The 14,194-nt window shown below is 44.5% G+C and carries 9 protein-coding genes; 6 read left to right on the top strand and 3 right to left on the bottom strand.

The features are described from left to right. Positions 1 to 518 precede the first annotated feature (518 nt). Positions 519 to 2,279 (top strand): family 43 glycosylhydrolase, encoded by a 1,761-nt coding sequence (locus tag RB622_RS18305; protein WP_308048043.1) that lies wholly within the window; start codon positions 519 to 521, stop codon positions 2,277 to 2,279. Positions 2,280 to 2,313: 34 nt separating this feature from the next. Here the strand turns inward: RB622_RS18305 and RB622_RS18300 are convergent, their stop codons facing one another. From RB622_RS18300 to RB622_RS18290, 3 genes are all read right to left on the bottom strand, one after another. Further along, a complete protein-coding gene (locus RB622_RS18300) occupies positions 2,314 to 2,910 on the bottom strand; it encodes a Uma2 family endonuclease (protein ID WP_308048042.1) in 597 nt (198 codons plus the stop codon). A 72-nt stretch (positions 2,911 to 2,982) separates the two neighbouring features. Continuing rightward, positions 2,983 to 4,218: an S-adenosylmethionine:tRNA ribosyltransferase-isomerase gene (locus RB622_RS18295; RefSeq protein ID WP_308048041.1), complete on the bottom strand. Its 1,236-nt coding sequence runs from the start codon at positions 4,216 to 4,218 to the stop codon at positions 2,983 to 2,985. A 7-nt stretch (positions 4,219 to 4,225) separates the two neighbouring features. Next, positions 4,226 to 4,744 (bottom strand): hypothetical protein, encoded by a 519-nt coding sequence (locus RB622_RS18290; protein WP_308048040.1) that lies wholly within the window; start codon positions 4,742 to 4,744, stop codon positions 4,226 to 4,228. Positions 4,745 to 4,992: 248 nt separating this feature from the next. Between RB622_RS18290 and RB622_RS18285 the strand changes: the two genes are divergently transcribed. The 5 genes from RB622_RS18285 to RB622_RS18265 all read left to right on the top strand — a co-directional run bounded on the left by RB622_RS18285 (position 4,993) and on the right by RB622_RS18265 (position 14,167). After that, positions 4,993 to 5,553, top strand: a complete 561-nt coding sequence (locus RB622_RS18285; protein ID WP_308048039.1) for a cob(I)yrinic acid a,c-diamide adenosyltransferase — start codon at positions 4,993 to 4,995, stop codon at positions 5,551 to 5,553. A gap of 103 nt (positions 5,554 to 5,656) precedes the next feature. Beyond that, positions 5,657 to 6,724: a branched-chain amino acid aminotransferase gene (locus RB622_RS18280; protein ID WP_308048038.1), complete on the top strand. Its 1,068-nt coding sequence runs from the start codon at positions 5,657 to 5,659 to the stop codon at positions 6,722 to 6,724. A 570-nt stretch (positions 6,725 to 7,294) separates the two neighbouring features. Next, positions 7,295 to 10,345 (top strand): TonB-dependent receptor, encoded by a 3,051-nt coding sequence (locus RB622_RS18275; protein WP_308048037.1) that lies wholly within the window; start codon positions 7,295 to 7,297, stop codon positions 10,343 to 10,345. Between the two features lie 78 nt (positions 10,346 to 10,423). Next, positions 10,424 to 12,019, top strand: a complete 1,596-nt coding sequence (locus RB622_RS18270; RefSeq protein ID WP_308048036.1) for a RagB/SusD family nutrient uptake outer membrane protein — start codon at positions 10,424 to 10,426, stop codon at positions 12,017 to 12,019. 318 nt (positions 12,020 to 12,337) lie between these two features. After that, positions 12,338 to 14,167, top strand: a complete 1,830-nt coding sequence (locus tag RB622_RS18265; RefSeq protein ID WP_308048035.1) for a sodium:solute symporter family protein — start codon at positions 12,338 to 12,340, stop codon at positions 14,165 to 14,167. Positions 14,168 to 14,194: the final 27 nt, after the last annotated feature.

The raw sequence follows: 14,194 nt of genomic DNA, 5'->3' as shown, positions 1-14,194 counted from the left end.
CTACCTACGAAATCTGCCGATGGCAGAGCGAAAAGAGGTAAAATATTGCAATCGTTATCCCATTGCAATCATTATCCCAAGAATTATTAAAATCCATACCCCGGTTGATGCCGAACTTTGTACCCGAGGTACAATTCGTGGGTAGAACACATCGCCTCAAACCCACCAAGCGTTCCAATGGGAACGCTGCCTCGGCTACGATAATTCCCGATCGCGCTACCTACGAAATCTGCCGATGGCAGAGCGAAAAGAGGTAAAATATTGCAATCGTTATCCCATTGCAATCATTATCCCAAGAATTATTAAAATCCATACCCCGGTTGATGCCGAACTTTGTGCCAGCGGTACAACTCGTGGGTAGAAAACGCCAGCCCAGATTATCCGGCGTTCCGGTAGGAACGCTTGATTTTATTGCAACGAATAATGTCGACACCCTGGTTCTGATATTTTACATCGTACAATTCGTACCTTTATTTTAGAATAATAAGAAGATTTTCTATCAAAATACACTTCATCCTATGATCTGGATATTTCGTTCACTCTTGATTATAATTCTGTCGTGCTGCACATTACACATCAGTTATGCGCAGCAAAGCACCTACTGCAACCCGATGGATATCGATTACAAATACAATTTTGAACAATTGAATGAAAAGGTTTCCTACCGCTCCGGTGCGGATCCTGTTATCATTAACCATAAATCGGAATATTTTCTCTTCGTAACAATTTCCGGCGGTTACTGGCATTCAAAAGATATGTTAAACTGGAAATACCTGACGGCGAATCGCTGGCCTTTTGAAGATATGTGCGCCCCAGCGGCCGCCTCGGTCAATGACACTTTATTTTTATTTCAATCCACTTTTGAATCCAGACCAATATTGTATTCGGTCGCGCCGGAAAAGGGAATCTGGGAATTTTACAACCGGTGGACGCCACGTTTGCCAAAAGATATAGGTCCCTGGGATCCTGCCCTTTTTCATGATCCGGACACGAACCGATGGTTTATGTATTGGGGTTCATCCAATGTGTATCCGATTTTTGGCGCAGAACTGGACCATTCTAAAAAACTGGCTTTTAAAGATCAATACAAGGCTATGTTTTGGCTAAATCAATATGAACATGGCTGGGAACGTTTCGGACCAAACCATTCCGACCCTTTCAAACCCTTTACCGAAGGGGCCTGGATGACCAAACATAACGGCAAATATTATCTGCAATACGGCGCGCCCGGAACAGAATACAATGTTTACGCCAACGGAACCTATGTTGCCAATGATCCGCTCGGTCCTTTCACCTATGCGCCCTATAACCCCGTTTCCTACAAACCGGGTGGGTTCGCTACCGGCGCCGGACATGGAAATACTTTTCAGGACAACCATGGAAATTACTGGAACACGGGGACGTCCTGGATCGGTTTGAACTGGGCTATGGAAAGAAGAATAGTACAACATCCTGCCGGTTTTGACAAGGATGGTCACATGTTTGCCAATACCCGCTTTGGCGATTTCCCGCATAAAATGCCAGACAAAAAGTGGACAGGAAAAGGCGACGAACTCTTTGCCGGGTGGATGCTTTTATCTTATAAAAAACCTGTTGTTGTCTCTACGACACTGGATACGATGTCGGCAAGTAAAATCACGGATGAAAATCCACGGACCTTTTGGGCTGCGAAACAGAATAAACCGGGTGAAACGCTCACGATTGATCTGCAAAAAGAACAGGAAGTTAAGGCTGTTCAGGTCAATTACACTGACTACAAATCGGATATTTATGATAACAACCCGGAAAAAGTCTATACACAATTTAAAATTCTGACTTCTCTTGACGGCAAAAAATGGATCATTGTCAGTGATCTTACCAGTGACCCCAAACGCGACCGCCCCTGTGCCTATATCGAACTAACAAAACCGGTCAGGGCAAGGTATGTACGTTATGAACATGTGCATGTGGCTTCACCAATTCTGGCCATCAGTGAATTCAGGATTTTTGGCAATGGCTTTGAAAAAGCGCCGACCACACCAAAAAAGTTTACGGCCATACGCCAGAAAGATCAACGTAATGTGGATTTAACCTGGGAGAAAGTAGCGGACGCAGTGGGCTATAACATTCTTTGGGGCATTGCACCGGGCAAATTATACCAAACCTATCAGTTTTGGAACGACGAACCCAATACTTTCGAACTTCGCGCCTTAAATGTTGGCGTACCCTATTTCTTTGCGATTGAGTCTTTTAACGAAAACGGGGTTTCGGTATTAAGTGAGGTGATTGGTATTAAGTAAAGAGCGTCAAGTTGGTAAAACCGATAGCCAGGTTTCAAAATTCCGGCTTTTCTTCCTCCAAAAACACAATACCTTCATAAACAGCTGAAACCGGCATTGTAAAATCAAGTTTATCAAAAGAGATCACGGTTTCCGGCTTATCAAAAGACTGATAAGTCCAGATACCTTCCTGATCAGTTCGGGAGTAAAGTTCTATATAACACTCATATTGAGCCACGAGCATATAATATTGAAGCGATGCAATTTCCTGATAACTTCTTAGTTTAAACCCACGGTCATAATTCGCAGAGGACTTGGACAAAACCTCCACCAGTATGCTTGGATTCCGAACAATATAAGTCCCGTTAACATCTTCCGGTGCGCAGGTCACAATAACATCCGGATACGGATAATAAAAGTTTTCAATTGCTTCGACTTTTATATTTTCAGCAAAGACATCACATCCTTTTGGGAAAAAAATTGCTCCCAAAAACCCACGAATCTTCCCTACAATTCTATTGTGATTCATCGTAGTTCCCGCCATAGCAAAGATCTCCCCATCATAGAATTCATGACGAATCTCGCTTTTCTCTTCCATTTCAAGGAATTCGGAAACGGTATACTTACGCTCAGCTATTTGTGCCTGTCCCATGGTGTTTGTCAAAAATCACATGACAAATTACAGCAAAATCAGGCCAAAAGCAAAAGGCCCTGAGAAGGGCCTTTAAAAGTCATTTTTCCATAACAACGAGCTATCGCCATAACTCAGAAAACGGTAGCCGCGATCCATTGCTTCCTTGTAAATCTTTTTCCAGTCTTCGCCCACCAGAGCCGCAACCAGCAAAATAAGTGTAGAGCCTGGTTGATGATAATTGGTCACCAAGCCTTTACATAGCCTGAATTTATAGCCCGGAAAAATAAAAATCTCCGTTTCCCCAACAATTGCATCCAGGTTTTGAGCGTCCATATAAGCGGCAATGGCTGTTAACGACTCCTCCGCCGATGGCAATTCATGGGATGCAAACGGATAAGGATAAAGCTTTTCAATAGTAAAAAGCGTCGTTTCGGCACGAAATAATTTCACGCCATACCAGTACAAACTTTCCAGAGAACGAAGTGAAGTGGTCCCGACAGGCACAATACTTTCCGTATTTTTCAGTAACTCGTTAACAAGCTGACGGGAATATACGACCTGCTCCGCATGCATCTTATGCTGGGTTACAGAACTGGCTTTAATGGGCTGAAAAGTACCCGCACCCACATGAAGGGTCAAAAATGAACGCCGGATTCCTTTATCGGCCAATGCTTTAAAAACAGTATCCGTAAAATGAAGTCCGGCCGTTGGAGCCGCAACCGCGCCATTCTGACGTGCATATACGGTTTGATACGTTTGCTTATCCTTTTCCTCTGTTTCCCGTTTCAGATAAGGCGGCAAAGGAATTTCTCCCAGTGCCTGGACGATATCCAAAAATGCAATGCCATGATCCCACCACAATTTCACATGATTTTTTTCATAGTCATGGTAAGCCACCTGCAACTTCACCGAAACGCCGTTCACGACCAGGTTGGTCGCCAGCGTATCCGAAATCTTGAACCGCTTTTTATTTCCGATCATACACTCCCAAACGCAAGAATCATGAACCAGCATGGCATCATTGATAATGCGGGTGGGTAGCTCCGGATGCAGCAAAAGAATCTCAATGGTGGCTCCGGTTTCCTTTTGAAAGTGCGCTCTTGCCGGAATAACTTTGGTATCGTTAAATACCAGCAGTGTATTTTCCGGTAAATTCCCGGTCAGATCAGAAAATTTCTGATGCTGAATATCCCCCCGATCATAGACCAGAAGCTTCGAGCTATCCCGCGGATCCAATGGATAACGCGCAATTCTTTCGTCCGGCAAATCATAGTCGAACGATTCTATACGCAGAGATTCTGCCTTTTCCAGCCAGTTACTTTCCATGACCATCTTAATAAGTATCCTCTTCTTCGGGAACTGGCGTCCAGAACAAACGCAGTGGAAGCAGGAAAACCAATAGCATCAGGCCAAGTCCAAGGTAAAATACCCAGGCAAAATCAAAAACATCCAGCTTGTACTGGTTGCTGTTAATTGTCGCCAAAGCCAAAAGACTGAAACCGATCACGGTGTTAATGGCAGCTACCACACAGTAGAGCCAGTTGACCAGATGCTCGTTCAAAGCTTCCCGGTGTTCAGCCCAGATTTTTCTTTTTGGTATCGGAAAATTTGAAGCATCAATTTTAGGAATCTGCCTTGCAAATGCGGTAAGCACAACATTGTTCAGGATAAAAAAAGCCATGATGATATAGAACAAATGTTCTTTATTTACATAAACCTCCGCCAAACCCGACTCGGCAAAATCAACGGCAACCTGCTCAGGAAAAACCGAATAAGTCCAAACCAAAGCACCGATTACAAGCAGCATTGAGAACCAACGCCATATTTTTATACTAAATGTCGCAATTTTCATGAAATAATAATCCTCCTTATCTTTTCTATTTTCGCCATAATTTGGGTGCAAAATTAGGTTGGAGACTTCCCAAAACCTAATCAGACAAAGAGTATATAGATTAATTAATCTTGCCGGTCAATGAAATCCGGGAAATTTCCCTGCTAAAAGCCCCAGGGCAGCATAATAATTGTAGTACTTTTCGGTTGATTTCGCATAACATCCGGGTTACACAAACCACAACAACGCTTCATTTAAACTATATTTCCATGAAAATATATACCAAAACCGGCGACAAGGGTACCACATCACTGATTGGAGGGACGCGCCTCAGCAAAGCACATATCCGTATTGAAGCCTATGGCACCATTGACGAATTGAACAGCTACATCGGTTTGCTTCGCGACCAGCCCGTAAACGAAAACCGCCGTGATTTACTGAAAGAAATCCAGGACCGCCTGTTTACCATTGGCTCCCATTTGGCATCCGAACCTGAGCAAACGAAGAAAATCCTGCCTGATTTATCGGAAGAAGATATCAGACTGCTGGAAATTTCTATGGATGAAATCGATGCGATTGTTCCAGCTTTAAGGGCTTTCGTACTGCCCGGCGGTCATCAGTCTGTTTCCTTTGGACATATTGCCCGCACCGTCTGCCGGCGTGCCGAAAGAGGGGTGATCCATTTGCAAACACAGGAAGAAGTGGAGGACAGCGTCGTAAAATATCTGAATCGCTTATCCGATTACCTTTTTATGCTCTGCCGCGCGATGACTTATGAACTGGGAATTGAGGAAGTTACGTGGAAACCGAGGGTAGCTTCAAAAAAATAATTGTTACACTAAATATCTTCGTTTTATTGATAATTTAATTAAATTGCGAGACTAAAATCAGAAATAAAAGCGTACTTAATATTCAGCATAAATTTCAGGCCTTATGACTGCCGATACATTGCAAATAGAGATCCAGCAAACGGGAAATTCACGTTTGAAAGAGGTTGATTTTAACAACCTTGTTTTTGGCCGGAACATCGCCGACCACATGTTTATTGCCGAATACCGTGATGGCCAGTGGCAAAATTCACGGATCGTCCCTTATGGCGACCTGTCACTAAGCCCTGCTACTGCTGCTTTGCATTACGGACAGGCTATTTTTGAAGGAATGAAAGCCTACAAAAGCGATGAAGGCGACACACTCCTTTTCCGTGCAATTGACAACTGGAAACGTTTTAATAAATCAGCCGAGCGCCTTTGCATGCCAACCATTCCGGAAGAAGTTTTCATGGGTGGGTTAACGGAATTGTTACGTCTGGATTCGGCATGGGTACCTTCTCAGGAAGGATGCTCGTTGTATATCCGTCCATACATGTTCTCAACGGATGCTTACATTGGCGTAAAACCATCTGATACCTATACTTTTATCATCTTTACTTGTCCGGTTGGCACGTATTACGCGAAACCACCGAGAGTTAAGGTTGAAACACATTTCATCCGTGCTGCGGAAGGCGGTGTGGGCGGAACAAAATGCGCTGGCAACTACGCCGGTTCATTATACCCTGCAAAACTGGCTCAGGAAGAAGGCTACGACCAGTTGATCTGGACGGATGCCCGTGAGCACGCATACATCGAGGAATCAGGAACGATGAACGTGATGTTCGTCATCGATGGGAAACTGGTAACGCCGTTTGTATCGGATACGACGCTGGACGGTATTACCCGTAAAAGTATCGTAGCCATTGCGCAGCACTGGAACATTCCGGTTGAAGAACGCAGGGTCTCTGTTAAAGAAATCATCGAAGCGCTTAAAGAAGGCCGTCTGGAATCTGCATTCGGAGCCGGAACTGCGGTGGTAGTATCCCCATTTGCAACCATCGCTTATGAAGGCGTGGACTATGCGTTACCTGAATTGAAAACAGATTCTTTCGTAAACAAAGTAAAAGATTACCTTACTGAAATCCGTACCGGTAAAACAGAAGATATCTTTGGCTGGACTTTGAAAGTTTAGTAAAACATACCTAATTGAAAATGGGCGACAGCAATGTCGTCCATTTTTTTTGTGCCCCTGGAATAGCAACTATGACAACTACACAATTCTTTTCAGAAAGCCTGTCCTTCGGTCATGAAAAGTAATGCGGGCTAAAAATCTCAAAAATTCCAATACTGCGAAATAATTCCATCGAACGAAATCTGATTTCTTCATCCCTCTCCCACTTCTGTAAACCACTCGTACTCTGATACATCCGAACATAATTACAGCACAAAACCGCGACTGCAAAAGTGTTAAAATCACACATTATCACCATACAAACAAGGCATTAAACTTCAAAAAAAGATATAATAGTACCATATTTAATATCATCGTAGTTACTTTTATTTTCAGCACACGAAATATAGATATAATACAATTACATTCATTAAAATAATACAATAGCAATACATATTGTAATTTTTGCATCAAATATTACTTGAAAAAAGTTTTAATACTTCAATCAATAGATAAAATAGTATTATAGTATCGATCAAAAAAGTCTAGTAATTTGTATTAAAAATCATAAACGATAAACGAGTCATAAGCATGTTTCAAAGATTACTTATGACCGTCTCTTTGTTTTTGGCAGGCTGCCTGATGGCAGTGGCCCAGAACCAAAATATAAGCGGGACGGTCTCAGATCAAAAAGGGGAAGGACTACCTGGTGTAGGTGTGGTAATTAAAGGTACAACCATTGGTACTACCACAGACGTGGAAGGAAAGTTTACTTTAGGTGTTCCGGTAGACGCGAAAACATTGGTTTTGAGCTCCGTGGGAATGAAATCACTGGAAGTTGAAATCGGAAGCAAAACAACTTTCACAATTACGATGGCATCGGACGAACGTGCATTGGATGAAGTGGTGGTGGTTGGATATGGTACTACCAGGAAAAGCGATATTACCGGTGCGGTTGCCTCGGTAAAAGCAGAAGCCATCACAAAAATCGCGACATCAAACCCATTACAGGCTATTCAGGGACGGGTGCCCGGTGTTAATATTGTTAGTCAGTCGGGGGAGCCGGGCGCAGCAGTCCGCGTGCGTATCCGTGGTGTTGGCACGATCAACAACAGTGATCCTTTGTATGTTGTTGATGGTTTCCAAACCAGCGACATCAGCTTTTTAGCACCTGGCGACATCGCTTCCATGGAAATTTTGAAAGATGCATCCGCCACAGCCATCTACGGTTCACGTGGTGCAAATGGTGTTATCCTGATCACGACCAAAAGAGGAAAAAGCGGAGCGCCTAAAATTTCATTTGACACTTATGCCGGTGTTCAGAAAACATGGAACACAGTAGACGTTTTGAATGCAAGTCAATATGCTACTTTACGTTTGGAATCATACAGCAATGACGGGACCGTACTGCCTACCAACGAGAAGTTATACCAAACACTGAATGCTTTCAAAAACGGCACGGACAAAGGAACCAACTGGCAGGATGAAGTAATGCAGACAGGTTCGGTTCAAAATTACAGCCTGAACATCATGGGTGGTAATGACAAACACCGTTACAGTCTTACCGGTACTTATTTCGGACAGGACGGTATTGTTAAAAACTCTCCGCTTAAAAAGCTTTTCCTGCGTTTCAACAACGATTTTTATGTAACAAAATGGCTTGACGCAGGCATTTCAGCCGCGTATGCAAACACGGATAAAACCCAATATGTAGGAAGCCAGTACGGTGGTATTTTGACCAGTGCACTGACCGTTTCTCCATTGGCGAAAGCGTGGGATCCGGTTACCAATTTTTACGGAACCCGTCCGGTGCCCGAAGGCGGTGCTTACAACCCGTTGCGTATTGTTGATGAATACAAGAACAACAAAGCGTATGAAACGCTGGTTAACTCCAACTTCTTCCTGGATGCGAAAATCATTCCTGGTTTGAATTTCCGTACGCAATTTGGTGTAAACTGGAAAACCACGCACGCCAAAAGATATTTGCCACAATATTATCTGGCCAATGACGACCAGCGCCAGCACAGCACATTGCGTGAAGGAAGAGGCGAACAATTGGGCTGGGTTTGGACCAATTACCTGACTTATGCCAAAACATTTGGCAAACACAGCTTCACGGCGATGGCTGGTTTTGAAGCGCAGCGCACAACATACAGCGATATGTTCCTGACAGTTCTTGATGTACCGAATGACAAATCGCAATGGTATCTTACCGCAACAAAAGGCACGGACTATCTGGTTGAAGCTACACAGTCGGATGAATCGTTGCAGTCGTACTTTGGTCGTTTGAACTATAATTTCAACGAGAAATTACTCTTAACGGCAACACTTCGCAGAGACGGTTCTTCACGTTTCCTTCCGGCCAACCGCTGGGGAACTTTCCCGTCTTTCGCTGCCGGTTATAACCTTGCCGAAGAGTCATTTATCAAAAGCATTCCTGCCATTAGCCAGTTGAAATTACGTGCGGGCTGGGGACAGGTTGGAAACCAGAACAGTGCTGCAAACTATGGTTATGCAACAACGGTTACAGGTAACAACATGTACGTTTTCGGCAACCAGTCGGTTCAGGGATTTGCCCCTACAACGGCAAGCAACCCGGATCTGAAATGGGAAACCACGACAAGCTCAAACTTCGGTGTGGATGCAGGATTTTTCAACAACCGTTTGACATTGACTGCTGATTATTTCATCAAGGATACCAAAAACATGATTGTCCGTGTCCCAATCCCTGTTTTTGCAGGTGTTGGTCCTCCGTATGTAAACGCGGGAAGCATGAGTAATAAGGGTATTGAACTGGCGATCGGTTATAAAAACCACATTAAAGGTTTTACCTATGATATTGGATTTAACGTAAGCAAAATCACGAACAAAGTGGTTAACCTGGGTGGCGGCGAACCGATCGCCGGTGGTGATGTAACAGGTCTTGGACAGACAACACGTACGGAAATAGGTCGTGAAATCGCTGTATTCTACGGATTGAAGACGGACGGAATTTTCAGAACGCAGGCAGATCTTGATGCTTATACCAAAGAAGGAAAAGCAATTCAGCCAAATGCAAAACCAGGAGATGTGAAGTTTGTTGACTTAAACAATGACGGCGTTATTGATAACAATGACCGCACCTACCTTGGAAGCGCCACACCAAATCTTTCTTACGGATTTAATGCGAGCCTTGGCTACAAAGGTTTCGATCTAAGTTTCTTCTTGCAGGGTGTAACGGGTGTTCAGCTTGTAAATGGTCTGGGACACTGGATGAACAACGCCAACGGCATGTTCAACTCGATATCAAGCCGTATGGGTCGCTGGACACCTGAAAACCCAAACACGGATCAACCTCGTATGACGCAGCTTAACCCAAACAACAATGACCAGTTCAGCGACCGTTTTGTGAGCAGTGGCAATTACATGCGTCTGCGTAACCTTACGTTGGGCTACACATTGCCAAAAGGTGTGATGGAGAAATTCCACATCAGCAACATCAGAGTTTACATCGCTGCGGACAACCTGCTGACTTTCACAAAATACAAAGGAATGGATCCTGAGATTGGTGAATTCAACAACAATCCATTGAACTTCGGTGTTGACCTGGGCGCTTATCCACAGCCTCGCGTGGGAAGAATCGGAGTAAGCGTAAACTTTTAACAACCCTTAAAGCAACTGACACCTGACAAAACGGGATGTCAGCCGCTACAAGCTAATCCCTATTAAATATTTCTAAAAATGAAAAAATATAGTTTTCCGGCACTTTTGATAACAGCCTTTATGCTGTTGCAGGGTTGCAGTGATTTCCTGGATAAAGAACCACTGGGGCGTGAAACCGATACCAATTATTTCTCTGACTCCACCAATACGCTTCTGGCCATTAACGCTGTTTATGACGTTTCGTCTTATGACGAAGGAAACGACGGACTTGGCAATTACCTGCCACATAACTACGAGTGGATGTGGGGAGATGTGTTATCTGACGACGCTAAAAAAGGAAGTACGCCAAGTGACTTCCTGGATATCCAGTATCTGAAAGAATGGAGAGCATTACCAACCAACACACCCGTTGTTGGTGTTTGGGGGAACCTTTGGATCGGGGTATACCGCGCCAACTGGGTGTTGAAAAACATCGAGAGTGCGCCGATCAGCAATACCTTAAAAACACGTGTTGCCGGAGAAGCACATTTCCTTCGCGCCTATTATTACTTCTATCTGGTTCGCCTTTTTGGAGGAATGCCGTTATTCTCGGAGCCCGTAAAAACAAGCGAATACTCGACGGCAAAACGTGCTACTTTGCCAGAAACCTATGCCTTCATCGAGAAAGATCTTGAACAGGCGATCACCATGCTTCCTGAGAAAAATCAGTACAGCGCAGCTGACCTTGGCCGTGCTACTAAAGGAGCTGCACGTGGTTATCTTGCCCGCGCCATTATGTACCAGCTTGGTATGGACAATACCAACAACCATACATGGAAACAGGTTCTTGATTTGACAAATGCAATCAGCCAGTCGGGACAATACGGCTTGACAGCTAATTTTGCCGCTATTTTTGACGAAGTAAGTGAAAACAATACCGAATCACTTTTCGAAATTCAGGCAAAAGAATCGGGTCAGACCTGGGGCCCTATCAAAACGGGTGTTACCAATAATGTGATCCAGAACAACCGCGCAACCTGGGGATGGGGCTTCAATAACCCTACCACCAGCCTTGTCAATGCTTTCGAAGCCAACGATCCGCGTAAAGCGATGACCGTTTACGGAAACGGAGATATTCTGTTTGGTGTCAGACAAACCGTTGCATTCCCAGCTGAAAACATGACGGGTTACCTGAACCGTAAAGCTGCGATCGTCCAGCCTGCGCAGGCATCTGCCTCTGGCCAGAATATCCGCAGAATGCGTTATGCCGAAATATTGCTCATGAAAGCGGAAGCAGCAGCGAAAACCGGCGACGAAACTACGGCACGTGCTGCATTGAACGAAATCCGTGCAAGAGCACGTAAATCGACATTGCCGCTGGGCTCAAAAGTGGGTGGCACAACCTACGATCCTACCAGTATCCCCGCAACAGCGCTTCCTGACATTGCAGGTTCCGTAACCGGCACAGCGTTGATCGATGCCATTTTGCACGAGCGGCGTGTCGAGCTGGGTATGGAGTCACTTCGTTTGTGGGATCAGATCCGTACCGGAACTTATATCAACTCGCTTTCGGGTGAAACAAAAACCCGTGCACAGCAGCGTTCGATTGCCGGTTCTGTCAACCCGATTCCTGTTTTGCCAATTCCTTTGAACGAGGTACAAACATGGGGTTTACCACAAAATCCAGGATATTAATGGATAAGTAACCTGCTCAATAGCGCATCCAGTTTATAGAAACATAAGTGTCTTAATAAAAATGACTCCGTAAGAGTCGCCCCGTATTCTTACCAGAAACAGGCGACACCTATGGAGTCATTAAGATATATAGCCTGGAATTTCTCTATAAACAGGATGCTCCTATCGCGCAAAAATCCTTCCATGCTCACCCAGAATTTACACTTTCAATTCATTTTAATGTTGATAAGAATTAAATTGTTTTACATTCAGCTTTATAAATCCGGCAATCCTGTTCCGCCAGCAATGTGATTCAAATAAGTAATTAACCCATTATACATGAAAATTCAACTCGCCGATTTCTTGGTCATCATCGCCTATCTGGTACTGGTAACCGTTATAGGACTCGTACTGAAAAAACAGGCGGAACGAAGTAAAAACGATTATCTCCTCGGCGGGAAGTCAATGCCTTACTGGATGCTGGGAATTTCTAACGCCTCGGGCATGTTCGATATTTCCGGAACCGCCTGGATGGTTGCGATCATGTTTGTTTATGGTGTAAAAAGTATCTGGCTGCCCTGGTTATGGCCGGTCTTCAACCAGATTTTCCTGATGGTCTATCTCTCGGTGTGGCTGCGCAGATCCAATGTTTCCACGGGTGCTGAATGGATGCTGACACGTTTTGGAAACAAGCGTGATGCACAGCTTTCTCACAAGATCATCATCGCTTTTGCCTTGTTGAGCTGCCTGGGCTTTATGGCTTACGGGTTCATCGGATTAGGGAAATTTATTGAAATATTCATCCCCTGGCCGTTGGTCCAACCCTACGTGCCTTTCACCCTCGCGCCTGAATATGTGGCACATACCTATGGCATTATTTTCACCCTTTTTACCGTCTTCTACTCTCTTTTAGGAGGCATGAAAAGTATCGTCTGGGCCGATCTGATCCACTATATCATCATGGTTTTTGTATCTATTACCATTGCACTTATCGCAATGCAAGCCCTGGCTGATCACGGAAGTTTACCCGCTCCGCCGGGTTGGACAGATCTGTTTTTCGGAAAAGATCTCAACCTGGACTGGACAGGTTATATCGACGAAGTAAATGATAAAATTAAAGCAGACGGTTTCTCGCCATTCGGGTATTTCTTTGCATTGATGACGGCCAAAGGAATTCTTTCAAGTCTGGCCGGGCCAGCGCCAAATTACGACATGCAAAAAATTCTTTCGACAAAGTCGCCGCGAGAAGCGGCACTGATGAGCATGATCGTTAATGTGGTTTTATTGCCTACACGCTACCTGCTCATCATCGGCATCGCAGTGCTGGGCCTGCTTTTTTATAAAGACATCAACATTGCCTCACCAAATGGACAGGATTTTGAACGGATTCTTCCTGCGGCACTGAACGCTTACATTCCATCGGGGTTACTGGGACTGGTTTTAGTCGGTTTGATGGGCGCCTTTATGGGCACTTTTGCAGGTACCTTTAATGCCGCTCAGGCCTATATGGTCAATGATATTTATCTAAAATCCTTTAACCCGAACGCCAGCAACAAGCAGATCAAAAAGATGAATTATCTGACCGGACTGGTCGTAGTCACCATCAGCATTTTGCTCGGTTTCTTTGCCAAGGACGTTAACAGCATTCTGCAATGGATTGTGTCCGCGTTGTATGGCGGATATATCGCCTCGAATGTTTTAAAATGGCACTGGTGGCGATTTAACAGCAATGGATTCTTCTGGGGAATGCTTGCAGGAATTGTCTCCGCGATGGTTTTACCATACATTTTCACCGATACCGTGCCGCTTTATTATTTCCCGGTCATTCTGGTTCTGTCGGCACTTGGCTCTGTTTTGGGTTCGCTCATGACACCCGCGACAGACACAGAAGTTTTAAAGGAATTTTACAAGAATGTAAAACCCTGGGGTTTCTGGGGGCCGATTCATGACGAAGTAGTAAAAGAAGACCCCAGTTTCATGGCTAACCGCAATTTCAAAATGGATATGTTCAACGTCGTTATCGGCACCATCGGACAAACTTCCATTACTGCCTTACCGGTATTTGTCGTGTTAATGATGCCTCTTCAGATTGGCATTACCGCTGCGATCCTTGGTCTGTGCGTCATTATCCTGTGGAAAACCTGGTACAACAAGCTCCCCGCAGCTTAATATTTCAGAAATATTTTTTTGTATCTC

It is taken from the genome of Dyadobacter sp. LHD-138 (genome assembly GCF_030929615.1).
Classification (GTDB): domain Bacteria; phylum Bacteroidota; class Bacteroidia; order Cytophagales; family Spirosomataceae; genus Dyadobacter.
This window is presented reverse-complemented; position numbering and strand designations above follow the sequence as displayed.

What these genes read in the sequence shown, in the direction of transcription:
- RB622_RS18305 (WP_308048043.1), top strand. Translation starts at nt 519, where the DNA reads ATGATCTGGATATTTCGTTCACTCTTGATTATAATTCTGTCGTGCTGC.
- RB622_RS18280 (WP_308048038.1), top strand. Translation starts at nt 5,657, where the DNA reads ATGACTGCCGATACATTGCAAATAGAGATCCAGCAAACGGGAAATTCA.
- RB622_RS18265 (WP_308048035.1), top strand. Translation starts at nt 12,338, where the DNA reads ATGAAAATTCAACTCGCCGATTTCTTGGTCATCATCGCCTATCTGGTA.
- RB622_RS18275 (WP_308048037.1), top strand. Translation starts at nt 7,295, where the DNA reads ATGTTTCAAAGATTACTTATGACCGTCTCTTTGTTTTTGGCAGGCTGC.
- RB622_RS18290 (WP_308048040.1), bottom strand. Translation starts at nt 4,744, where the DNA reads ATGAAAATTGCGACATTTAGTATAAAAATATGGCGTTGGTTCTCAATG.
- RB622_RS18300 (WP_308048042.1), bottom strand. Translation starts at nt 2,910, where the DNA reads ATGGGACAGGCACAAATAGCTGAGCGTAAGTATACCGTTTCCGAATTC.
- RB622_RS18295 (WP_308048041.1), bottom strand. Translation starts at nt 4,218, where the DNA reads ATGGAAAGTAACTGGCTGGAAAAGGCAGAATCTCTGCGTATAGAATCG.
- RB622_RS18285 (WP_308048039.1), top strand. Translation starts at nt 4,993, where the DNA reads ATGAAAATATATACCAAAACCGGCGACAAGGGTACCACATCACTGATT.
- RB622_RS18270 (WP_308048036.1), top strand. Translation starts at nt 10,424, where the DNA reads ATGAAAAAATATAGTTTTCCGGCACTTTTGATAACAGCCTTTATGCTG.